20 protein-coding genes are annotated in these 21,669 nt (G+C 71.6%); 9 read left to right on the top strand and 11 right to left on the bottom strand.

Annotation, left to right across the window (positions count from 1 at the left end):
• The first annotated feature begins 5 nt into the window (after positions 1 to 5).
• Positions 6 to 1,127 carry a GuaB3 family IMP dehydrogenase-related protein gene (locus IEY20_RS09990; RefSeq protein ID WP_175328256.1) on the top strand — a complete coding sequence of 374 codons (1,122 nt, stop codon included), beginning with the start codon at positions 6 to 8 and terminating at the stop codon, positions 1,125 to 1,127.
• 33 nt (positions 1,128 to 1,160) lie between these two features.
• Positions 1,161 to 3,032, top strand: a complete 1,872-nt coding sequence (locus tag IEY20_RS09985) for a glycerol-3-phosphate dehydrogenase/oxidase (protein ID WP_022904613.1) — start codon at positions 1,161 to 1,163, stop codon at positions 3,030 to 3,032.
• A gap of 63 nt (positions 3,033 to 3,095) precedes the next feature.
• Here IEY20_RS09985 and IEY20_RS09980 read toward each other — a convergent pair whose 3' ends face one another.
• Positions 3,096 to 3,599: a hypothetical protein gene (locus IEY20_RS09980; protein WP_175328255.1), complete on the bottom strand. Its 504-nt coding sequence runs from the start codon at positions 3,597 to 3,599 to the stop codon at positions 3,096 to 3,098.
• Positions 3,600 to 3,712: 113 nt separating this feature from the next.
• Here IEY20_RS09980 and IEY20_RS09975 point away from each other — a divergent pair, with 113 nt between their 5' ends.
• Genes IEY20_RS09975 through guaA form a run of 5 tightly spaced genes read left to right on the top strand, consistent with a single transcriptional unit; the run spans position 3,713 to position 8,559 of the window.
• Entirely contained in the window at positions 3,713 to 4,243 is a 531-nt protein-coding gene (locus IEY20_RS09975) for a cation:proton antiporter regulatory subunit (RefSeq protein ID WP_022904611.1), read from the top strand.
• A 3-nt stretch (positions 4,244 to 4,246) separates the two neighbouring features.
• Positions 4,247 to 5,740: a cation:proton antiporter gene (locus IEY20_RS09970; protein WP_175328254.1), complete on the top strand. Its 1,494-nt coding sequence runs from the start codon at positions 4,247 to 4,249 to the stop codon at positions 5,738 to 5,740.
• 5 nt (positions 5,741 to 5,745) lie between these two features.
• Positions 5,746 to 6,525, top strand: coding sequence for an SURF1 family cytochrome oxidase biogenesis protein (locus tag IEY20_RS09965; protein WP_175328253.1), 780 nt, complete (start codon positions 5,746 to 5,748; stop codon positions 6,523 to 6,525).
• Between the two features lie 10 nt (positions 6,526 to 6,535).
• Positions 6,536 to 6,982 (top strand): DUF3817 domain-containing protein, encoded by a 447-nt coding sequence (locus tag IEY20_RS09960; protein WP_022904861.1) that lies wholly within the window; start codon positions 6,536 to 6,538, stop codon positions 6,980 to 6,982.
• Positions 6,979 to 8,559, top strand: coding sequence for a glutamine-hydrolyzing GMP synthase (gene guaA, locus IEY20_RS09955; protein WP_188889105.1), 1,581 nt, complete (start codon positions 6,979 to 6,981; stop codon positions 8,557 to 8,559). The genes IEY20_RS09960 and guaA overlap by 4 nt, the downstream gene beginning before the upstream one ends.
• A gap of 356 nt (positions 8,560 to 8,915) precedes the next feature.
• Here the strand turns inward: guaA and IEY20_RS09950 are convergent, their stop codons facing one another.
• On the bottom strand, positions 8,916 to 9,773 hold the full coding sequence (locus IEY20_RS09950; RefSeq protein ID WP_022904863.1) for a Bax inhibitor-1/YccA family protein: 858 nt from the start codon (positions 9,771 to 9,773) through the stop codon (positions 8,916 to 8,918).
• 214 nt (positions 9,774 to 9,987) lie between these two features.
• Between IEY20_RS09950 and IEY20_RS09945 the strand changes: the two genes are divergently transcribed.
• Complete coding sequence (locus IEY20_RS09945) at positions 9,988 to 10,998, top strand: glycerophosphodiester phosphodiesterase family protein (protein WP_175328252.1); 1,011 nt, start codon at positions 9,988 to 9,990, stop codon at positions 10,996 to 10,998.
• Positions 10,999 to 11,010: 12 nt separating this feature from the next.
• Complete coding sequence (locus tag IEY20_RS09940; protein ID WP_175328251.1) at positions 11,011 to 13,467, top strand: ATP-dependent helicase; 2,457 nt, start codon at positions 11,011 to 11,013, stop codon at positions 13,465 to 13,467.
• A gap of 358 nt (positions 13,468 to 13,825) precedes the next feature.
• Here the strand turns inward: IEY20_RS09940 and IEY20_RS09935 are convergent, their stop codons facing one another.
• From IEY20_RS09935 to IEY20_RS09895, 9 genes are all read right to left on the bottom strand, one after another.
• Positions 13,826 to 14,461, bottom strand: coding sequence for a pyridoxal 5'-phosphate synthase (locus tag IEY20_RS09935; protein ID WP_175327593.1), 636 nt, complete (start codon positions 14,459 to 14,461; stop codon positions 13,826 to 13,828).
• A gap of 18 nt (positions 14,462 to 14,479) precedes the next feature.
• On the bottom strand, positions 14,480 to 15,133 hold the full coding sequence (locus IEY20_RS09930; protein ID WP_175327594.1) for an NUDIX hydrolase: 654 nt from the start codon (positions 15,131 to 15,133) through the stop codon (positions 14,480 to 14,482).
• Positions 15,130 to 16,686 (bottom strand): nicotinate phosphoribosyltransferase, encoded by a 1,557-nt coding sequence (locus IEY20_RS09925; protein WP_175327595.1) that lies wholly within the window; start codon positions 16,684 to 16,686, stop codon positions 15,130 to 15,132. Before IEY20_RS09925 ends, IEY20_RS09930 begins: the two co-directional genes overlap by 4 nt.
• A complete protein-coding gene (locus IEY20_RS09920) occupies positions 16,683 to 17,513 on the bottom strand; it encodes a phosphoribosyltransferase family protein (protein ID WP_175327596.1) in 831 nt (276 codons plus the stop codon). Before IEY20_RS09920 ends, IEY20_RS09925 begins: the two co-directional genes overlap by 4 nt.
• 24 nt (positions 17,514 to 17,537) lie before the next feature.
• Positions 17,538 to 18,398, bottom strand: a complete 861-nt coding sequence (locus tag IEY20_RS09915; protein ID WP_175327597.1) for an oxygenase MpaB family protein — start codon at positions 18,396 to 18,398, stop codon at positions 17,538 to 17,540.
• Positions 18,388 to 18,795, bottom strand: coding sequence for a hypothetical protein (locus IEY20_RS09910; protein ID WP_175327598.1), 408 nt, complete (start codon positions 18,793 to 18,795; stop codon positions 18,388 to 18,390). The genes IEY20_RS09915 and IEY20_RS09910 overlap by 11 nt, the downstream gene beginning before the upstream one ends.
• Positions 18,796 to 18,820: 25 nt before the next feature.
• On the bottom strand, positions 18,821 to 19,114 hold the full coding sequence (locus tag IEY20_RS09905; RefSeq protein ID WP_175327599.1) for a hypothetical protein: 294 nt from the start codon (positions 19,112 to 19,114) through the stop codon (positions 18,821 to 18,823).
• 65 nt (positions 19,115 to 19,179) lie between these two features.
• The gene (locus IEY20_RS09900) at positions 19,180 to 19,638 is read right to left on the bottom strand and encodes an ester cyclase (protein ID WP_175327600.1); all 459 of its coding nucleotides are present in this window, start codon (positions 19,636 to 19,638) and stop codon (positions 19,180 to 19,182) included.
• Between the two features lie 270 nt (positions 19,639 to 19,908).
• Positions 19,909 to 21,540 carry a RecQ family ATP-dependent DNA helicase gene (locus IEY20_RS09895; RefSeq protein WP_175327601.1) on the bottom strand — a complete coding sequence of 544 codons (1,632 nt, stop codon included), beginning with the start codon at positions 21,538 to 21,540 and terminating at the stop codon, positions 19,909 to 19,911.
• Positions 21,541 to 21,669: the final 129 nt, after the last annotated feature.

Genomic DNA, 21,669 nt, shown 5'->3' with positions numbered 1-21,669 from the left:
TGCCCGTGAGTGAAGTCGAGATCGGTGCAGGCAAGCGCGGACGACGGGCGTACGCGTTCGACGACATCGCGGTGGTCCCCTCGCGACGCACGCGTGACCCGCGCGACGTCTCCGTCCAGTGGACGATCGACGCGTTCACGTTCGAGTCGCCGATCCTCTCCGCGCCGATGGACTCCGTCGCCTCGCCGGCCACGGTCATCCAGATGGGCAAGCTCGGCATCCTCGGTGTCCTCGACCTCGAGGGTCTCTGGACCCGCTACGAGGACCCGGCGCCGTACTACGAGGAGATCAAGAGCCTCACCGACGGCAACGTCACGAAGCGCATGCAGGAGATCTACTCCGAGCCGATCAAGGCCGAGCTGATCACCGCGCGCCTCGCCGAGATCCGCGCCGCCGGGGTGCCGGTCGCCGGCTCGCTCAGCCCGCAGCGCACGCAGGAGTTCTCGCAGACCGTCGTCGACGCCGGCGTCGACCTGTTCGTCATCCGCGGCACGACGGTCTCGGCGGAGCACGTCTCGCAGGACGAAGAGCCGCTGAACCTCAAGAAGTTCATCTACGAGCTCGACGTCCCCGTGATCGTCGGCGGTGCCTCGACCTACACGGCGGCCCTGCACCTCATGCGCACCGGTGCCGCGGGGGTCCTCGTCGGCTTCGGCGGCGGCGCAGCGTCGACCACCCGCGCCGCGCTCGGGATCCACGCGCCGATGGCCACCGCCGTGGCGGACGTCGCCGGAGCCCGTCGTGACTACATGGACGAGTCCGGCGGCCGGTACGTGCACGTCATCGCCGACGGCGGGCTCGACACCGCGGGCGACGTCGTCAAGGCGATCGCGATGGGTGCCGACGCGGTCATGCTCGGCACGGCCCTGGCCCGCGCGACCGAGGCCCCCGGCGGCGGCTTCCACTGGGGTGCCGAGGCCCACCACCCGGAGCTGCCCCGCGGCCGCCGGGTCGAGGTCGGCACGATCGCCCCGCTTGAGAACGTCCTGCACGGCCCGACCCCGACGTGGGACGGCCGCGCGAACATCGTCGGCGCCCTGCGTCGGTCGATGGCGACCACCGGATACTCCGACGTCAAGGAGTTCCAGCGAGTAGAAGTGGTCGTGGCGCCGTACCACCAGCACTGACGCTCCGGCGCCGCCCGTGAACCGGAGGCGACCATGGCGAAGGCAACGACCACCAGCAGCACGACGGCCCGCTCGGCCGGTGGGGTCGGGTTCGACCCGACCGTGAAGCTCGGTCCGGACGAACGCGCGGCGGCGATCACCGCGCTCAAGGAGCACGAGGTGGACGTCCTCGTGGTCGGCGGCGGCATCGTCGGCGCCGGCAGCGCGCTCGACGCCGCCACGCGTGGCCTGAGCGTCGGCATCGTCGAGGCCCGCGACTGGGGTTCGGGCACGTCGAGCCGGTCCTCGAAGCTCGTGCACGGCGGCATCCGGTACCTCGAGCAGCTCAACTTCGCGCTCGTGCGTGAGGCCCTGATCGAGCGCGGTCTGCTCCTCCAGCGGATCGCCCCGCACCTGGTGAAGCCCGTCCGCTTCCTCTACCCGCTCAACCACCGGGTGTGGGAGCGCTTCTACATCGGCATCGGCATGGCGATGTACGACGTGTTCAGCTGGTCCGGCGGCCGACCCCCGGGCGTTCCGCACCACCGGCACCTCAGCCGCAAGCAGGTCCTGAAGAACATGCCCGGCCTGAAGAAGGACGCCTTCGTCGGCGGCATGACCTACTACGACGCGCAGGTCGACGACGCGCGCTACGTCGCCTCGCTCGTCCGCACGGCAGCGTCGTACGGTGCGCACGCCGCGAGCCGGGTCCGCATCGAGGGCTTCATCAAGGTGGGGGAGCGGGTCGTCGGCGCCCACGCGCACGACATCCAGACCGGTGAGCGCTTCGACGTCCGGGCCAAGCAGGTCGTCAACGCGACGGGCGTGTGGACCGACGACACCCAGGCCATGGTCGGCACCCGCGGGCAGTTCAAGGTGCGGGCGTCGAAGGGCGTGCACCTCGTCATCCCGCGTGACCGCTTCCAGTCGAACACCGGCATGATCCTCCGCACCGAGAAGAGCGTCCTCTTCGTCATCCCGTGGGGCCGGCACTGGCTCGTCGGCACCACCGACACCGACTGGAACCTCGACAAGGCGCACCCCGCGGCGACCGCGGCGGACATCGACTACATCCTCGAGCACGTCAACAAGGTGCTCGCGGTCCCGCTCACCCGCGAGGACGTCGAGGGCGTCTACGCCGGCCTCCGCCCGCTCCTCGCCGGCGAGTCCGACCAGACCTCGCAGCTCAGCCGCGAGCACGTCGTCGCGCACACCGCGCCAGGACTCGTCGTCGTGGCCGGCGGCAAGTGGACGACGTACCGCGTGATGGGCAAGGACGCCATCGACGAGGCCGTCGCGGCGATGGACGGCAAGATCCCGGAGTCGACCACCGAGGACATCCCGCTCCTCGGCGCCGAGGGTTACCCGGCCGCGTGGAACCGGCGCGGGCGCACGGCACGGTCGGTCGGGGTGCACAAGGTCCGCATCGAGCACCTGCTCAACCGCTACGGCACGCTGGCGACCGAGGTCCTGCAGCTCGTCGAGCAGGACCCGTCCCTCGCCGAACCGCTCCCGCAGGCCGACGACTACATCGGTGCCGAGGTCGTCTACGCGGCCTCGCACGAGGGCGCCCTGCACCTCGAGGACGTCCTCGCCCGGCGCACCCGCATCTCGATCGAGGCCTGGGACCGCGGGGAGTCCGCGGCGCCGGTCGCCGCGAAGCTCATGGCCGACGTCCTCGGGTGGGACCAGGAGACCACCGAGAACGAGGTCTCGAACTATCTCACGCGCGTCGCGGCCGAGCGCGCGTCGCAGCTCCAGCCCGACGACGAGTCGGCGGACCGCGTCCGCCTCGAGGCGCCGGACATCGCGTTCGGCTTCGACGAGGACGACGTGGTCGTCGGCGGCGGCCGGTCGAGCGGTGCGGACGGTGCGAAGGCGTCCGACGAGCAGGTGGTCGGGGAGAAGACGAGCGAACCCCGGTAGGCGACGGACGTCGCCGAGCCGCACCGTGCCTCCAGACCGGCCTGGAGGCACGGTGCGCGCCCGTCAGACCGCGGACGTCCGGTGGGCGGTGCGTCGGACGTGCACGGCCTGGCCGACGACGAGCACGAACGGCATCGCGACGAGGGCGGCGCCGCTGGCGCCGACGAGGACCGTGAACCAGGCGGTGTGGTACCCGCCGTCGACCATGAACGCGTCGGCGACGTCCATGCCGAGCGCGGTCCCGCTCATCCAGGCGGGCGCGATCCCCGCGGCGAGCACGCCGAGGTGCGCCGCGACCATCGCGAACAGCGGTGCCCGCTGCTCCGAGAGGACCCACTGGAGGCCCGCGGCGAGCAGCACGCCCACGACGCCGACCCCGACGACCACCGCCACGTCGACACTGGTGTGGAAGCCCTGCCGCTCGAGCTCGGCGTAGATCGAGCCCAGCGACCGTCCCGGCACCGCCGCGAGCGGGTCGAGCACCAGCTGGACCACGACGAGCAGCGCGGCGTACAGCGCCACCACCGCCACGCCGACGACGGCCACGACACCCCGAGATCGCTGCATCCCCCGACGCTAGCCCGGGCCCCGAGCCCGACGCGTCCACCGACCGGATGACCCGGAATGCCCGGCGACCGGCGGTGGTTATCATCGTGGTACTCGGAAAGGGAGGCCATCTCATGGTCGACGTCCATCGCGTCAAGCTCCCCGGAGTCGGCGTGCTGCACAGCTTCTACACCGACGACGGTGGCAAGTGCGGTGTCATCACGCACCGGTCGGGACACTCCGACCTCATCTCCTTCGCGGACGTCTCCGACGGCGCGGACAAGTCGGAGAAGGTGTCGCTGCGCCTCAGCGAGGACGAAGCGCACACCCTCGCGGAGCTCCTCGGCGGCACCCGGATCACCGAGGGCCTCGACAAGCTCGACGAGATCCCGGGCCTCAGCATCGACTGGTTCTCCGTCGACTACGACGACGCCATCGCCGGCAAGCCCCTCGGCGACCTCCACGACTCGGGCTTCATCGGCCTGACCGTCGTCGCGGTGGTCCGTGGCGACAGCGCCAACCCGGCTCCCTCCCCGGACTTCGTCGTGTTCCCGGGCGACACCATCGTCGTCGCCGGCGCGCCCGAGAAGGTCGCGAAGGCGTTCTCGTTCTACCGCAGCGGAGAGCTTGCGGCCGCCTCGGCCGAGGCCCCGCGCCGGAGCTAGCGCGTGCACCTGGGCGGTGAGCTGCTCACCATCGGTGTGCTGTTCGTCATCGCCTACGTCCTCGGACGCCTGGGCAAGACCATCGGCCTGCCGGCGATCCCCATCTACATGCTCGTGGGGCTCATCGCGAGCCCGCACACCCCGTGGATCGGGCTGAACGTCGAGTCCGACACGATCGAGCTGATCGCGACGTTCGGGCTGGTCCTCCTCCTGTTCAACCTCGGGCTCGAGTTCGACCAGGAGGAGTTCTACGGCAACGCCGGCAAGCTGCTCGTCTCCGGCGGCACCTACGTCGCGATCAACATGGGGATCGGGTTCGCGTTCGGGTTCTCGCTCGGCTGGGGCACGCGCGAGGCCCTGATCATCGCGGGCATGACGGCGACCTCGTCGAGCGCGATCGTCACGAAGCTGCTCATCGAGCTCCGACGGCTGGCGAACGACGAGACGCCGATGATCCTCGGCGTGACGGTCATCGAGGACGTCTTCATCGCGATCTACCTGGCGATCGTCTCCGTCGTGCTCTCCGGCGACACGAACGTCTGGGGTGTGATCGGCAAGCTCGGGCTCGCGTTCGGGTTCCTCGTCGTGATGTTCACCCTCGCCCGCTTCGCCGGCAAGTGGGTGTCGAAGATCTTCGCCACCCGCGACGACGAGCTCTTCACGGTGCTGTTCTTCGGCCTCGCGGTGATGTTCGGCGGCATCGGCGAGATCCTCGGCGTCACCGACGCCATCGGCGCGTTCGTGATCGGGTTGCTCTGCGGCGCCACGCGCTACCGCGACCGCATCGAGCAGCTCGCGCTGCCGATGCGCGACGTCTTCGCCGCGTTCTTCTTCGTGAACTTCGGACTCGGGCTCGACCTGTCGACCTTCGGCGAGGTGCTCTGGCCGGTCCTCGGTGCGATCGGCATGACCGTCGTCCTGAACGCCGTCGCCGGTCAGATCGTCGCCCGGATGAACGGCTTCAGCGTCCAGCAGGGGATCAACACCGCGGTCATCCTGGTGAACCGCGGCGAGTTCGCGCTGATCCTCGCCACGCTCTCGGCCGCCGCCGGCCTGGAGGCGCGGATCACCGCGTTCGCGGGCCTCTACGTCCTCGTCATGGCCGTCCTCGGGCCGCTGCTCGCGGTGAACTCGGACCGGATCGGCCGCCTCGTGGTGCGTCCGGCGCGGGTTGCGCGGCTGCGCCAGCGTCTCCGCGCGCGCCTCGGTAGCCGCGGTGGTCGCGGCGTCGCCGCCGGAGCGACCGGGCCGGCGCTCGACGAGGCGATCCACACCGCCGCGGTCGCCGGCGTCGCCGACGAGGACGCCTCCAGGGCCGCCCGTCGCGCCGAACGCGACCGCCAGTTCGCGGAGGAGTTCGCCCTCGTGGAGGCGGCTGGGAGGGAAGAGCGCGAGAATGGTGCACCGGAGCCCCGCGAGGAACCCGTGACCTCGTCGGTGGAGATCCCCGCCGAGCGTCCCGAACGCCCGGTGCGACAGCGCGATCCGGAGTACTGATACAGATGTGGGCTGTTGCCCGACGACCGAGGTGGATCGCGCTGCTGCTGCTGGCGCTCGTGCTCGCGGCGGTGTTCGCGTTCCTGGGCAAGTGGCAGCTCGAGCGGAGCATCCAGAACGGCAAGCCGCTCCCGGCCACCACGGAGACGCAGGAGACCCTCGACGACGCGCTCACTCCGATGCGGCCCGTCACCGAGTCCCTCGCCGGGCAGAAGGTCACCGTCACCGGCACCTTCGTCGCGGGTGACACCACCGTCCTGACCGGGCGGAGCGGAGGCGGGACGTACCAGACCGTCGGGCACCTCGTCGTCTCGGAGACCGGAGCGAGCCTCCCGGTCGTGATCGGGTGGTCCGACCAGCGCGCTGCCGCCGTCGCCGGTGGCGACCGTCTGGCCGACGGCGAGACCGTCACGGTCGAGGGCCGGCTCTACCCGGAGGAGTCGCCCGACCAGGACACGTACGACAAGGGCGAGTACTCGGCCGTGGCGCCCGCACGGTTCGTCAACACCTGGAAGCAGTTCGACGACCGCATGTACCTCGGGTACGTCGTCGCCGACGGATCCACCGCGAAGGCAGCCGACCTCGGCACCATCGCCGACCGGGCTCCGACGCGTGAGGTCCAGTTCGACTGGCTCAACCTCTTCTACGCGATCGAGTGGGCCGTGTTCGCCGGCTTCGCCGTGTTCCTCTGGTACCGGTTCGTGAAGGACGCCTGGGAGCGCGAGGAGGAGGACCGTCGTGAACGCCTCCACAGTGCCGACGGGGCGCTCGTCGACCGACGGTAGGATGGCGGATATGGCTCTGACCGTCCGAACCCGCGACATCCCGAAGATCCCGGGTGCGGTGAAGTGGTACCGCGTCTCCGCGTACATCACCGGTGTGCTGCTCCTGGCCCTCGTGGTCGAGATGATCCTCAAGTACACGCCGCTGCACCTCGAGATGCAGCTCGGCGGCGGGCAGTTCTTCGTGCCCGAGGGCACCGCGGGCAAGGAGCCCGGCACGTTCAACCTGTCCATCGGGATCCTCATCGCCCACGGCTGGCTGTACGTCCTCTACCTCTTCACGGACTTCCGTCTGTGGAGCATTATGCGCTGGAAGCCCATCCGCTTCCTGCTGATCGCCCTCGGTGGCGTCATCCCGTTCATGTCCTTCGTGGTCGAGCACCGCATGCAGAAGATCGCGATGGACACCTACCACGACCTGACCGCTGCGCAGCAGCGTGAGAAGGAGGCCGCTCGGTGAGCGAGACCGAACAGCGTCCCGTCCTCGTCGTCGACTTCGGAGCCCAGTACGCGCAGCTCATCGCTCGCCGCGTGCGTGAGGCCAACGTCTACAGCGAGATCGTCCCGCACTCGATCACCGCGGACGAGGTGAAGGCGAAGGACCCGGCGGCGATCGTGCTCTCCGGGGGACCGTCGTCCGTCTACGAGCAGGGTGCGCCCGCGCTCGACGGCGGCATCCTCGAGCTCGGCGTCCCCGTGCTCGGCATCTGCTACGGCTTCCAGGCCATGGCGACCGCCCTCGGCGGCGAGGTCGCCCAGACCGGCCAGCGCGAGTACGGCGCGACCGACGTCACCGTCACCGGCACGGACAGCGTCCTGCTCGGTGCGCAGCCGGAGTCCCAGGTGACCTGGATGTCCCACGGTGACTCCGTGGCGAAGGCGCCCGAGGGCTTCGAGGTCCTCGCGTCGAGCGCTTCGACCCCGGTCGCCGCGTTCGCGTCCGACGAACGCAAGCTCTACGGCGTGCAGTGGCACCCCGAGGTCAAGCACTCGGTCCACGGCCAGGCCGTGCTCGAGAACTTCCTGCACCGTGCCGCGGGGCTTCCGGGTGACTGGAACTCCGCGAACGTCATCGAGGAGCAGGTCGCACGCATCAAGGAGCAGGTCGGTTCGGCGCGCGTCATCGCCGGGCTCTCCGGTGGTGTCGACTCCGCCGTGGCCGCTGCCCTCGTGCACGAGGCCGTCGGCGACCAGCTGACGTGCGTCTTCGTCGACCACGGGCTCCTCCGCGCCGACGAGCGCAAGCAGGTGGAGGAGGACTACGTCGCCTCCACCGGTGTCCGGCTCGTGACGGTCGACGCGGAGCAGCAGTTCCTCGACGCCCTCGCCGGCGTGAGCGACCCGGAGCAGAAGCGCAAGATCATCGGCCGCGAGTTCATCCGCACGTTCGAGGCCGCGGCCGAGGCCCTGGTGCTGGAGGCCCAGGCCTCCGCCTCCGAGGGGCAGGTCAAGTTCCTCGTCCAGGGCACGCTCTACCCCGACGTCGTCGAGTCCGGCGGTGGTTCCGGCACCGCGAACATCAAGTCGCACCACAACGTCGGCGGCCTGCCCGAGGACATGACGTTCGAGCTCGTCGAGCCGCTGCGCACCCTGTTCAAGGACGAGGTCCGTGCGGTCGGCCGTGAGCTCGGGCTGCCCGAGGTCATCGTCGGTCGCCAGCCGTTCCCCGGCCCGGGGCTCGGCATCCGCATCGTCGGTGAGGTCACGAAGGACCGCCTCGAGCTGCTGCGCGCGGCGGACAAGATCGCCCGCGAGGAGCTCACCGCGGCCGGCCTCGACGAGGAGATCTGGCAGTGCCCGGTCGTCCTGCTCGCCGACGTCCGCTCCGTGGGCGTCCAGGGTGACGGTCGCACCTACGGCCACCCGATCGTGCTCCGTCCGGTCTCGTCCGAGGACGCCATGACCGCCGACTGGACGCGTCTGCCGTACGACACCCTCGCGAAGATCTCGAACCGCATCACGAACGAGGTCCCGGACGTGAACCGCGTCGTGCTCGACGTCACGTCGAAGCCGCCGGGGACGATCGAGTGGGAGTGACCACTCCCTGACGCCCGAGGGCCCGGCACGCGTTCTGCGTGCCGGGCCCTCGTGCATGCGGGGCCGCTCGTGCGCGAGGGCTCGAGCGGGCAGGCGCGCGTTCTTCGCTCGCGCGGTCACGACTCCCCGCTTGCTCGCCGTCGATCGGTCACGAATGGTCGCTCGACGCCCGCGATACCGACACGTCGTGACCGCCGGTCGTCCGGACGCGGGGTGTCTCGACCGCTGGCGAGTGGATGAGCCGGCGCGGCGGGCCCGGACACGACGGCGGGCCGGGCACGACGGCGGGCCGGACACGGCGAAGGGCCCCGGCGTGTTCGCCGGGGCCCTCTTGGTCGTACGGGTCGTGCTGCCTGCTAGTTGCGCGAGCTGCTCGCGATGATGGCGAGGATGCGCAGGATCTCGAGGTACAGCCACACGATCGTGACCACGAGGCCGAACGCAGCCGTCCACGCGTAGATGCGAGGAGCGCCGCGCTCAACGCCGGTCTTGATCTGGTCGAAGTCGAGGACCAGCGAGTACGCCGCCATGACGACCACCAGGATCCCGATGATCACACCCCAGGGGATGCCGAACAGGAAGCTCGGCTGGCTCATCAGACCGAACGAGCCCTGCGTCACGCCGGTCCACATCAGCACGAGGTTCACGAGCTGGAACACGAGGTAGCCGACCATCGCGATCAGGAAGAAGCGCGTGGCCTTCGGGGTCGCCCGGACCTTGCCCGATCGGAAGAGCAGCAGAGTGATCGCGAACACGCCCAGCGTGCCGAACACAGCCTGCGGGACGATGCCCCCGAACGCGGTCTGGTAGGCGCTCGAGATGCCACCGACGAACACGCCTTCGACACCGGCGTACGCGAGCACGAGAGCCGGCGAGGGCTTCTTCTTGAAGGTGTTCACCATCGCGAGGACGAAGCCGACGAGCGCCGCGACGATCCAGACGCCAGCAGGGAGGTTCCACCCGGCCACCGCGCCGACGACGAGCACGCCGAACGCGAGGAGCGTCTTGACGATGGTGTCCTCGTAGGACATGCGGTCGGTGTCGACGGTGGAGGCCGACGGACGGTCGTACATGTACTGCAGCTGCTCGGGCGTCATGCCCTGCTGCGGCGTCTGTCCCCAGCCAGCCTGCTGCTGTCCGGCGCCCGCGCCCCAGGCGTTCCGGCCCGCGTCGTTGAAGGCGGGGGACTGGTCGAAACCGGGCTTGAAGGCCATGGTGTCCTCTCCTGAATGTTCGAGTCCTCTCAGCCTACGGACCAGGTGGCCCGGAAGGCTGGGGATTCGCGGCGAGCGGAACGGCTGTCCCGTGGTCGCCTGCGGCGATCGTCGCACCGCCGGCTCGGAGTTCGCCGTGCCGGGGCTGAGCGCCTGTGTGAACTGTGCTGGAAGGCGGAGGTGAGCCGCGCCTCCAGGCCGGTACCGTGCACGCATGACCCTCGTCATCGCCCACCGTGGCGCGTCCGGACACCGTCCCGAGCACTCGCGGAGCGCCTACGAGCTCGCGATCGAGATGGGCTGCGACGCCATCGAACCCGACCTCGTGCCGACGCGCGACGGTGTGCTAGTGCTCCGGCACGAGAACGAGATCTCGGGCACCACGGACATCGCCGACCACCCGGAGTTCGCCGATCGTCGGACCACGAAGACCGTGGACGGGCAGACCCTGACGGGTTGGTTCACCGAGGACTTCACGTGGGCCGAGCTGCAGACGCTGCGGACACGCGAGCGCCTCCCCGGTCTGCGGCCCGCGTCGGCGGCGCACGACGGCGAGGACTCGATCCTCCGGCTGGAGGACCTCCTCGCGATCCTCGACGACGCCCCGCGCCCGGTCGGGCTCGTCGCCGAGGTCAAGCACGCCACGTCCTTCCGTCAGGAGGGCTTCCCGATGGACGCGCTGTTCGACGACGTGCTCGGCGCGGCCGGCTGGCGCGGCGACCCGCGGCTCACGGTCGAGAGCTTCGAGAAGGGCGTGCTCCGCGACCTCCGCTCGCGTCGGACGGGCGGTCGGCTCGTGTACCTCCAGGAGGCCCGGGGCAGCGCCGCCGACGAGGTCGCGTCCCACGGGTCGCTGGCTCCCACGTACGCGTCCGAGCGGTCGGACGAGGCGCTCGCGCGCCTGGCCGACGAGTTCGACGGGATCAGCGTCGACCTGAAGACCCTGATGGCGGGGACCGACAGCCGTGCCGTGGACGATCCCGGACCGGTGCGGAGCGCCGTCGTGGACCGCGCGCACCTCGCCGGGCTCGCCGTGTACACGTGGACGCTGCGACCCGAGAACCGCTTCCTGCCCGGGCCGCTCCGGCGCGGCGGGGACGTCGCCGGGTTCGGTGAGTGGGAGCGGTGGTTCACGTCCGTCATGCGCACCGGGGTCGACGGCGTGTTCGCGGACCACACGGACCTCGCGGTCCGCGCCCGTTCGGCTGTCGGGGGCTCCGCCTAGACTGTCCCGGACATGACGATCGTGCTGGACCCATTCGACTCGGCGCCCGAGCGGGGTGCCGGGGCCGCTGCCCACGAGGACCCGTTCACCGCGGGTCTGAACCCCCAGCAGAAGGAAGCCGTCGAGTACCGCGGCGAGTCCCTGCTGATCGTCGCGGGCGCCGGCTCCGGGAAGACGAGCGTGCTCACCCGCCGGATCGCGCTGCTGCTCGCCAACCGTGAGGCCTGGCCGTCGCAGATCCTCGCGATCACGTTCACGAACAAGGCCGCCGCCGAGATGCGCGAGCGCGTCCGGGCCCTCGTCGGCAACGAGGCCGAGGGCATGTGGATCTCGACGTTCCACTCGGCGTGCGTGCGGATCCTCCGGCGCGAGGCGGAGCGCTTCGGCTTCTCGCAGTCGTTCACGATCTACGACTCTGCCGACTCGCGCGCGCTCCTCAAGCGGATCATCAAGGAGTACGAGGCGGACCAGCTCGGGCTCACCGTCGGTGCGGCCGCGTCGAAGATCTCGAAGCTCAAGAACGAGCTGCAGGACGTCGACACCTACGTCCGGAACATCAACGCGAACGATCCGCAGGAGGTCATGTTCGCCCAGGTCTTCCGCCGCTACACCGACGAGCTCCGCCGCGCGAACGCGTTCGACTTCGACGACCTCATCGGCCAGACCGTGTTCCTGTTCCGGGCGTTCCCGGACGTCGCGGCGCTGTACCAGCGGCGCTTCCGGTTCATCCTCGTCGACGAGTACCAGGACACCAACCACGCCCAGTACGCCCTGATCCGCGAGCTCACTCGTCCGGTGCCGGTCGAGCGGGTCGACGCGCTCGAGGACGCCGGTCAGCACGTCGAGCGGATGCGGGAGCGCGACGGGTCGATCGCCCCCGCGTCACTGACCGTCGTCGGTGACTCGGACCAGTCGATCTACGCCTTCCGCGGCGCCGACATCCGCAACATCGTCGAGTTCGAGCGCGACTTCCCGAACTCGAAGGTCATCCTGCTCGAGCAGAACTACCGCTCGACGCAGAACATCCTCGACGCCGCGAACGCGGTGATCGCGAACAACTTCGACCGGCAGGCGAAGAACCTGTTCACCGACGTCGGCGCCGGTGACAAGATCGTCGGCTTCACCGGGTACACCGGGCACGACGAGGCACAATTCGTCGCGGACGAGGTCCAGCGGCTGCACGAGGGCGGCACGGCCTACCGCGACATGGCGGTGTTCTACCGGACGAACTCGCAGACCCGTGCGCTGGAGGAGATCTTCATCCGCGCGGCGATCCCGTACCGGGTGCTCGGCGGCACGAAGTTCTACGAGCGTGCCGAGATCAAGGACGCGATGGCGTACCTGATCACGATCGCCAACCCCGCGGACCCGATGGCCCTCCGCCGCATCCTCAACGTCCCGAAGCGCGGCATCGGTGCTGTCACCGAGACGACCCTGCAGCGGTACGCGGACGAGCACGAGACGACCATGCGCGACGCCCTGCGCCACGCGGACGAGCTCGGCTTCGGCCCGAAGGTCCGCACGGCGATCACGTCGTTCGCGGCGCTCCTCGACGAGGTCTCCGCCAAGGCGCAGGACCAGCCGGTGGTGGACACGCTGACGCAGTTGCTCGACGGCTCGGGCTTGCTCGAGAACCTCCGGAAGTCGCCGGACGCGCAGGACGCCGCCCGCGCGGACAACATCGACGAGCTCGTGGCGGTCACGCGGGAGTTCCAGAAGAACAACCCGGACGGCACCCTCTCCGACTTCCTCACCGAGGTCTCGCTCGTCGCCGCGGCGGACGAGCTCGACGACTCGTCGGGCACGGTGTCGCTCATGACGCTGCACACCGCGAAGGGCCTCGAGTACGACGCGGTGTTCCTGACCGGTGTCGAAGAAGACCTGCTCCCGCACCGGATGTCCGCGAACGAGCCCGGTGGGCCAGCCGAGGAACGCCGACTGTTCTACGTGGGCATCACGCGTGCGAAGAAGTCCCTGTTCCTCTCCCTCGCGATGACCCGGGCGCAGTTCGGCGACGTCAACGTGGCGATGCCGTCCCGCTTCCTGCAGGAGGTCCCCGAGGGCCTCATCGAGTGGAAGCAGTCGCCCGGCATGGCGAACAGCCGCGGTGGCACCGAGCCGCGCGCCCTGAACGCCCGACGCGGTGGCATCGGCGGTGCCGGCGGCGCGGGCGGCTCGGGCGGTGGCTACCGCGGCGGCGGAGGCTGGGGCGGGGGCTCGTACGATCGTGCAGCGGCGGCGGCGAAGACCCGCCCGAAGACCGAGTGGGCGAACCGGGTGTCCGGGCAGGTCCGCGACAACGGTGACCTCGAGCTGGTGGCCGGCGACCGCATCAAGCACGTCGACTTCGGCGAGGGGACCGTATCCGCGGTGACCGGCCAGGGGGCCAAGCGCATCGCGGAGATCGCGTTCGACTCGGCCGGGCGCAAGAAGCTGCTCATCAAGATCGCCCCGATCGAGAAGCTCTAGCGCCGCGCGCCGCGCGCCGCGCGCCTGCGCGCGCCGCGCGCCGCGCGCCGCGCGCCTGCGCGCGCCGCGCCGCGCGCCGCCGCGCCCGGCGCGCCTGCGCGCGCCGCGCCCGGCGCGCCGCCGCGCCCGGCGCGCCTGCGCGCGCCGCGCCCGGCGCGCCGCGCGCCGCTGCGCCGCGCCGCGCGAAGACGCGCCCAGCGCGCCTGGCGCGGTCGGTCAGCGCACAACCAAAGGCGGAGCGCACCACGTGATTCCGCGGTGCGCCGCGTCTTTGGTTGTGCGACCCCACGGGGATGGCTCGCGCCGCGGCGGCGGCCGCCGCGGCGGCGGGCACGGCAGACGCGCCGACCACCGCCCGCTACGGCTGCAGCCGCGCCGCGTCCCACCCGTCGGGCGTCCGCACGTACTGCAACCGCCGGTGCATCCGGTCGCGGCTGCCGTGCCAGAACTCCACCACGTCCGGCTCCAACCGCCACGCCACCCACCCGACGGGCCGGGGCACGTCGTCGTCGGTGTCCGCCAGCAGGGTGTTCGCGTCGTCGATGAGGTCCTGCAGCGTCCGGGGTTCGAGGACGTCGGACTGGTCCGCGATGGCCGTCGCTGCCCGTGACTTCGGCGACCGGTCGGCGAAGAGCGCGTCGGACTCGGCGTCGGACAGCTGCACGGCACGCCCTTCGAACCGGAGCTGCTGCATGGTCTCGCGCCAGTAGACCTGGAGGGCTGCGTGCGGGTTCGCGGCCAGTTGTCGGCCCTTCGGGCTGAGCGTCGAGGACCCGAACACGAGGCCGTCGTCCTCGATGCGCTTCACGTCGACGGTGCGCGCGGACACCCGGCCCTCGGCGTCGGCGGTGGCGAGGGTCATCGAGAGCGGCTCGGACACCTCGCGGTCCTCGGCGTCGGCGAGCCAGGCGCGGGCGAGGTCGAGCGGGGAGGCGGGTGGCGTGTCGAACTCCGGGAGCTCGAGGGAGTCGTCACCGGACAGCGAAGCGGACATGCGTCCAGCCAACCCCGCTCAGTCCACCCACGTCCAGGTCGCCGGGGGACGCCCGCCCCGTCCCGTCGACGTCGGAGCGGCGTCGGTCCGCACGAGCGCGGGGTTCGTCCGGAGCGCGCGGTTGAGGTTCCCGGCGTCGGGCGCAGTGCCGTGCAGAGCCGTGTGCAGGTGCGCTGCGGCGGAGGTCGCGAAGACCTCGCCGAGCAGCGCGCGGGTCAGGGCGACGTCGCGCCACAGCCGGGTGCGCAACTGGTCGACGGCCGTCCGGACGATCGTGTCGTGGTCGAACGGGAGGCCCGGCTCGGCCCCGCCGACCGGGTTCCACACCGCAGACGGCGCGTCCACCCCCGGCGCCACGACGGCGAGGAACGCGATGCTGATGGCCGCGTCGCGCGGGTCGCGCGAGGGACCGTCGAACGCGCCGACCTGCGCGAGGTGCCGGACCGCAGCCGCCTCGATCCCGGTCTTGGTCCGCAGCGCGCGCCGGGCGCCGTCGACGAGGCGTTCCGCAGCGCCCAGGAGCACGCCGGGCAGTGCCTCCCGGCCGGCGAAGGGGGCGTACGCCCGCCGCGCGGTGGCGACCCGCAGACCGTCCGCCGTCGTGAACGACACCGGGACGACGTCGATCGCGATGAGCGGCTGGTCGCGGGTCGCCGCGGGGGCCTCGGTCATGCCGAGGCCCGACGGGCCGCGCGGGCTGCGCGCTCCTCGCGGAGCGTGGCCCGGACGTCCGCGAAGGACTGCAGGACCGTGAACCGACCGTCGACCCACACGGTCTGGAGGAGGCTGCTCGCCTCGTCATCCGGGCTCGCCTGGTCGGTCTGCCGGATCTCGCCGCTCGCGTCACGGTGCAGGGCGATCCGTCCCTTCGCGCTCTTCTTGCCGCTGCCGGTCTTCGGGTCCTTCTGGATGTCGACCGGCTCGCCGTCGACGAGGGCCCAGGTCGCCTTCACGGCGCTGCCGAGGTTGTCGCGGGTCATGTACTGGTACGTGTAGGAGCCGATGCCGAGCACGATGTTGTCGCTCGCGTAGCCCTTGGCGGCGAGGCGCTCGTAGATCCGTCGGGCACGGTCGAGCGTGATGCTGTCGCCGTAGATCACGCCGATGTGCTGGTCGAGGACCTTGTAGCCCTTCGCGTTCACGGTGTGGCCGAACAGCTCGTCGAGGAGTTCGACGACGCCCTTCTCCTCGTGGCTCCGACCGTCGCGGAAGAGCTCGTCCTCCGGGACGCCGTGCACGGTGCCGGTGACGATGTCGACCGGGTCGCCCGAGTCGGGACGGATCACGAGCTTGCCGTCCCGGGCGGTGATGCGGTCCTTGAGCTGCGGGAGCGTCTCCGTGACGACCTTGAAGAGGTCGAACCCGTCGCTGACCGCCGAGACGATGCCGGTCGGGTAGACGTCGAGGATCTGCTCGAAGGTCTCGAGCTCGCCGTCGGCGCCGCGGACGCACATGACGCTGTGCTCGGTCGCGGGGACGCTCGCCCCGACCCAGCCGTTGTCGCCGGGGTAGTAGCGGTCGATGAAGTCGAGCGAGGGCATCGAGTCGGTCCCGAGGAACGAGAGCAGGTGTCCGGCACCCGCGGCGGCCGCGGACTCGATGCTCGACTGCCCCCGGAACGAGAAGTCGTGCGCGGCGAAGTCGATGCTCGCGGGGTCGGCGCCGGTGCGGTCGGCCCAGTCCTCCATGAGGTCGCGGTACGCGAGCGCCTTGGTCGCGACGGTCGACGGGTGCCAGATCGACGCCGACAGGGCGGTCTCGATGTAGTTCGGCAGCCAGAAGAACTCGTCGATCGTGTTCTCGATGGTCAGGGTCGCGACGCCGATCGGGGCGAGGGTGCCCTCGGGCAGGGCCTTGACGTCGAGCGGCAGGTACCCGAGCCGGTGCAGCGCTCGGACGTGGTCGGTCCCGATGTGGTTCGGGCCGAAGTAGCCCTGGAGTGCCTGCTCGAACAGGTCGGCGACCTCGTCCTCGTCGGCGGCGAAGAACGGTGCCCAGGCCTCGACGAGGTGGCGCTGGATGAACGCCTGCAGACCGAACACCACGGCGTGCGTCGACTCCGGCATGTGGCTGTTCGACCGGTTCGTCCAGTTGATGAGGATCCGGGTCGTGCCGGCCGGGTAGACCTGCCGGTGCGAGTGCTTGTAGCCGTCGACGGCGAGGAGCGGCGCGATCGGGCTCGCGGTGGTGATGCGGGGCTCGATGCCCGTCGTGGTGGTGGTCATCGGATCTCCTTCGTGAGGTACGGGCTGAGCGGGACGGTACGCAGGCCCGGCACGTCGTTCTGGGCCGGGTACGAGTCGGTGGTGACGATCTCGCCGAAGTGGTCGGCGAGCAGCGGGGCGCGGCCGGAGAAGACCCCGTGCGAGACCCAGAGGCCGAGCCGTTCCTTCGGCAGGCCGGTCGATCCGGCCAGACCCGTGAACGTGCCGCCGCCGTCGCAGATGTCGTCGACGACGAGCAGGCGGCCGGTGTCCGGGAGCGGCTCGCAGGAGAACCCGTCGAGCTTCCCGGAGTCGGGGTTGCGGTGCTTCTCGGCGCGGAACAGGGGGAGCCCGGCGGTCTCGGCGACCAGCGATGCCCGGGCGACGGCGCCCTTGTCCGGCGCGATGATGCCGCTGTAGTCGGACCCGGCGAGGACGGCGTCGTGCACGACCTGCTCGCTCGGCACCACGGTGAGGCGCTCGACCAGGCCGACGATGACCGGCGAGTGCGGGTCGAACGCGATCACCTGGTCGATGCGGAAGCCGTTGAGGACGTCCGCGTAGACCTTCGCGCCGAACGGGAGGCCGCGGTCCTGCCGCGCGCCGGGGAGGTACGGGACGAGCGCGACCGACCGCGCGCCGCGCTGCCGGACGGCGTCCGCCCACATGCCGAGCACGAGGATGTCGTCGCCGCTGGTGCCGCGCAGGGTCGCGATCTCGGTGGTCGCCCCCGCGTCGGCGTCGTCCACGACCTTGACGTGGGCTTCACCCGCGGGGAACCGCATGGTGGAGAACGTCGGTGTCGTCGGTGTGCCCTGGGCGTCCCAGGTGCTGAGTTCGACTGCCATGGACCGACCGTACCACGGTAATTGTCAGCCCGACAAGTACTCGTTCGGACGTCCTGCCGCCGCCCGCCGCATCGCCCGCACCAGCACCGGCCCCGGCAGACGGAGGAGCCACCCGGGCACCAGCCCACGGACGACACGGAGCACCCGCACGGTCCGCTCGTACCGCCGACGCTCCCGTGGCCCCCACGGGAAGCCGTACTCGGCTCGCAGCCGATCCGGCAGCATGCCGACGGTCACGATCCGCACGAGCGGCATCGCCGCCCGCACCCACCACGGCGCGAACCGTGGGTGCAGCAGGTCCCGCACGACACCGCGGGCGTCGTCGGTGACGGTCAGCCGGTCGAGCGCCTCGTCCCGGTACCGGTCGAACGCGGCCACCGACCCCGGCCAGCGCGACGGCGGCACCCGGAGCGCGGTCCCGATCGGCGCGTAGGCCTGCAGGACCTCCTCGTCCCGCGCGGCGAACACCGCCGAACCGAACGCCGCGTGCGCCTGCCGCGCCGAGTCGAAGAGGGTCGCGGCGACCCAGAGCTGCCGGTCGACGTCGTCCGCGCCCTCGACGGGCACGTGCGCGCGGTCCACGAAGGCGGCCGCGGTGGCCGCGTCCGACGGCGTGCCCGAGATCACCGCGAAGACGAACGTCAGGGTGTGGGCGAGCCGCTGCTGCGGTCGGCTGGCGAAGTCCGAGTGCCGACGGACGCCCGCCGCGACCACCGGGTCCGCGATCTGCAGCAAGATGGCCCGGCCGCCGGCGGCGACCGGCGTGCTGTCCGCGAGCAGGCGGCGGAGCGCTCGGTCGCGACCGGGGGACGACCGGGAGGCACGGTTCGGGTCGTGCGCGGCGCCTCCCGTCCGGTCGGCGCCGATCGACCCCTCACTCGTCACGTCGGGCCCGGCGTCGGCGTGCGTGTGGTGCGACGTCGATCCAGATCGCCGTGCCGAGCGCGACGGCGCCGAGGACGACCGCGACGACGACGAACGTCGTGCTGCCGACGTCGCCGCGCGCCGCCGAGAGCAGGGCCGCCACGGTCCAGATGGCGGGCAGCGGCCACAGGACGCCCGAGCCGGCGACGACCGCGGCCAGGACGCCGACGACGAGGAGGGCGAGCCAACCGAGGTTCCCGACCGTGCAGGTCGGCCCCGCGGTCTGGGGTCCGCACGCCGTGACGCCGGAGCGGACGCCGGTCGTCGCGGCTGCGGCGATGAGCAGGAGACCGGCGACCGACACCAGCCGCGCCGCGCCGGGGTGCCGGCGCAGGCGCTGCTGGAGTCGGTGGATCACGCTCCGATGGTAGTCAGCGCGGACTTCAGAGCGGCTTGGTGCCGAGGTCGTTCCCGAGGTCGGGGTGGTCCTCGTCGCCGTCGTGCTCCCAGAGGTCCGGGGCCTCCTCGCGCTCCGCGCCGCCGGTCGGGCCGGACGCCGTGCCGTCGCCGGGCTGGGGTTCGACGGTCTCACCGCCGACCGCGTCGTTCGTCACGGTCTCGAGTGCTTCCTCGCGGTCGTCGACCTCGTAGGGGCCCGCGTGCTCGGTGTCCACGTCGGCGTCGCGGAAGCCGTCCGTGTCGGGGCCGTCGTTCGGGGTGGTGCCCGGGTCGCTCATGGGGTTCCTCTCGTTCGTGGGTGTCCTGTCTACGCGCCGCGCCTCGGCGCACACGAAGTGGACGACTACGCGGACACGAAACGGACGTCGCCGTGGCCGTCGCCCGCGTCCGACGCGTCGTCGAGGCCGAGCTGCTGCGCGAGGCCCTGCTCGTCGGTCGCGCCCCACCGCTCGACGATCTTGCCGTCGCGGAACTTCGCCACCTGGATGCCGCGCACCTCGAAGGACTTCCCGGTCGGCTCGTGCCCCTGGAACGGTCCCGTGTGGGTGCCGCGGATCGTGAACACCGCGGTCACGAAGTCGTCGGTGACGACCAGCGGGTCCGGGGTCAGCTCGAGGTCCGGGAACGCCGACGTGAAGTCCTTCCAGAAGTCGACGATTCCGGCGAGACCGGGCGCCTGGCCGGGGGCCGGGTCGTGGTCGACCACGTCCTCGGCCCAGACCTCGCCGAACCGGTCGAACGCGCGGTCCTGGATGATGCCGCCGAGGCGCTCCTGCGCGGCCTGGTTGACGTCGCTGCTCATGTGGGTGTTCCTCTCGTCGTGGTCCTCCTGCGTACGCGAGGGACGGTCGGAGGCGCCGCACAGCCCGGGGGACGGCTGTCCGGTGCGCGCACCGGTCGGCCGGGAGGTGCGCCCAGCGGACCGGGTTCGGGTCGCGTTCACCGTGTGGTCACCTCCGCGACACGACGTGCGTGCATGCTCACCGGTGCTCGGGGGAGTGGAGCGCGGTCGCCGACGGGTGGTCGAGCGACCGCGCCTTCCCTCGCCGGGTGCCCGTCCTCCCGGTCGGCCTCAGACGCGTTCGAGCAGGTGCCGTCCCTCGACGTCGGCGAGCGCGAGCGTGCGGTACCCCGCCGAGTCGAAGAAGACCGTCACCCGGTCGTCCTCGGTGCTCATGACGGTGCCGCGGCCCCACTCCGGGTGCTCGACGATCGACTCCGGGGGCCAGGCGTCGTCGTGCGCCCCGTCCGCGCCGTGGGCGGCGTCCTCGTGTGCGGAGCCGGACGTGCAGGTGTCGCAGTTGCCGCACGGCTCCGCGAGCTCGTCGCCGAAGTAGCCGAGCAGGAACTGCCGGCGGCACCCGAGCGTCTCCGCGAACCGGCGCATCATCGCGATGCGCGACTGCTCGACCTCCTCGCGCTGGTCGGCACGTGCCGAGGCGGCCTTCGCCGCTGCCTCCGCGCTGGTCGGGCCGCCGTCAGTGCGTGCGAGGCCGTCCGGCCCGTCGTCGAGCACCCCCGCCTCGACGAGGGCGTTCGCGGCGCGGCCGGCCGTGCGCGCGGAGAGTCCCGAGGCGTCCGCGAGGGCCGAGCGCGGGATCGACCCCGAGGCGGGCACGGCGTCGAAGAGTGCCCGGAGGGACGCCGGCTTCGGGCTCCCGGACGCGAAGAAGCGCCGGAGCCCGAGGTCCTCGGCGCGGTAGTGCAGGGTCGCGGTCGCCGGCTGGCCGTCGCGCCCGGCACGGCCGATCTCCTGGTAGTGGGCGTCGACGGACTCCGCGACGTCGGCGTGCAGGACGAACCGGACGTCGGGCTTGTCGATCCCCATGCCGAACGCGCTCGTCGCCACCACCACGTCGAGCTCGCCGTCGTGGAAGGCGTGCAGGACGGCGTCACGGTCGCGCACCCGCATCCCCGCGTGGTAGGGCCGGGCGTCCTTGCCGCGGGCACGGAGGGCGTCGGCGTACTCGTCGGTCTCCCGTCGGGTGGCGACGTAGACGATGCCGGTGCCCGACGCGGCCGCGGCCTGCTCGACCACGGCGTCGCGCTTCTCCGCGGCGTCGGCGTACCGCTCGACCTCGATGCGGATGCCGGGGCGGTCGAAGCCCGCGGCGAGCACGAGCGGGTCCCGCATGCCGAGCCGCGCCGTGATGTCCTCGCGCACCGGAGCCGATCCGGTCGCCGTCAGGGCGAGGACCGGCGGGCGTCCGAGGCGCTCCACGGCCTCGCCGAGTGCGAGGTAGGCGGGTCGGAAGTCGTGCCCCCACGAGGACACGCAGTGTGCTTCGTCGACGGTGACCAAGGAGACGCCGACCTCGGACAGCCGCTCGACCACCTCGTCCTTCGCGAGCTGCTCGGGCGCGAGGAACACGTAGCGGACGTCCCCGGCGGCGATCGCGTCCCACGAGTCCTCGACGTCCGAGGCCCGCTTCGTGGCGTTCACGGCGACGGCACGAGGGGCGTCCGGGTGGCGCTCGAGCCCGACGACCTGGTCCTCCTGCAGCGACACGAGCGGGGACACCACGACGACGAGTCCGTCGAGCGCGAGGCCCGCGACCTGGTAGATCGCGGACTTGCCCGAGCCGGTCGGCATCAGCGCGAGGGCGTCGCGGCCGCGCAGCACGGCGTCGATCACCGTCGCCTGGGCGTCTCGGAGGTCCCAGCCGAAGACGTCGGCGGCGCGGTCTCGGAGTGCAGTGTCCATCGCGACCACCGTGCCGGACCCTTCCTGGGGGCCCGTGGGGCAGTGCGCGCTCCGGATGTCGCACGACGGAGGCGATCCGTGCCTCCCGGCCGATCGCGCGCACCGCGCGTCCACCTGCCGGCGCTAGGC

The organism is Curtobacterium luteum, from assembly GCF_014646995.1.
Taxonomy (GTDB): Bacteria; Actinomycetota; Actinomycetes; order Actinomycetales; family Microbacteriaceae; genus Curtobacterium; species Curtobacterium luteum.
The sequence above is the reverse complement of the archived record's forward strand: the minus strand, read 5'-3'. Positions and strand labels throughout refer to the sequence as shown.